1 protein-coding gene is annotated in these 724 nt (G+C 73.9%); it reads right to left on the bottom strand.

The genetic code is table 11. The annotated features are described in order from the left end of the window. Positions 1-724, bottom strand: a 724-nt coding sequence (locus HC022_RS28085) for a serine protease (RefSeq protein WP_167454549.1), incomplete at both ends; no start/stop codon positions are given.

Raw genomic sequence — 724 nt, 5'->3', positions numbered from 1 at the left:
GGGCTGCGGCGGCCCCGCCCAGCGTCAGCCCGCCGTCTCCGAGCCGCAGGTTCAGCGTCAGCGGCACGGTGATGTCCATGCTGCCGTCGGGGCGCGCCACCCACCCGGGGGCGGAGGCGCCTGCGCTGGTGGGCGATGACGGGCGTTCCATGCCATGCCACGGGCGGGTGCGGATGATCTCGCGCAGCTTTCGGGCGGGCACGGCGAAATTGTTGGTGAAGGCGGTGCCCGCGAAATGCAGGCCTGCCGCGGCACCCTGCGTGGCGTCCCAGATGACCGAGCCCGACGAGCCGGGCAGGGTGGAGCAGTCGTGGGTGATCCAGTCCTCGCTGCCGCCGGGCGTCGGTCGCCCCAGCGCCAGCCGCTTGATGCCGAACTCGCTGCCGAAGATCGACGCCAGCCGGTCGGCATATTCCGCCCGGTCGTCCTTGCCCGGGTAGCCGATCACCGCCAGCAGCGTGTCCTCGGCCCCCGGGCCGTGCGCCAGCGGCACCGGCGGCGCGAGCCGGTCGTCGCCGGCCTCCCGGGCCACCCGCAGGAAGGCCACGTCCGGGCGCTGTCCGGGCGAGACCCAGATCACCTCGGTCACCGGGAATTCGCGCGGGGCGCTGTGCGAGATCTCCTCGCGGAAGTCGATGCGCGCGTTCTGCGGCACTGTGGGGTCGGGGATGCCGGGGCGGAAGGTGAAGCGCCCGCCCGCCGCCTGCGCGAAGATCTCGGCCAC

This window comes from Salipiger sp. HF18 (assembly GCF_011806505.1).
In the GTDB taxonomy this organism is placed as follows: Bacteria; Pseudomonadota; Alphaproteobacteria; order Rhodobacterales; family Rhodobacteraceae; genus Salipiger; species Salipiger thiooxidans.
Note: the sequence above shows the minus strand (reverse complement) of the source record. Positions and strands in the feature narration are given on the sequence as shown.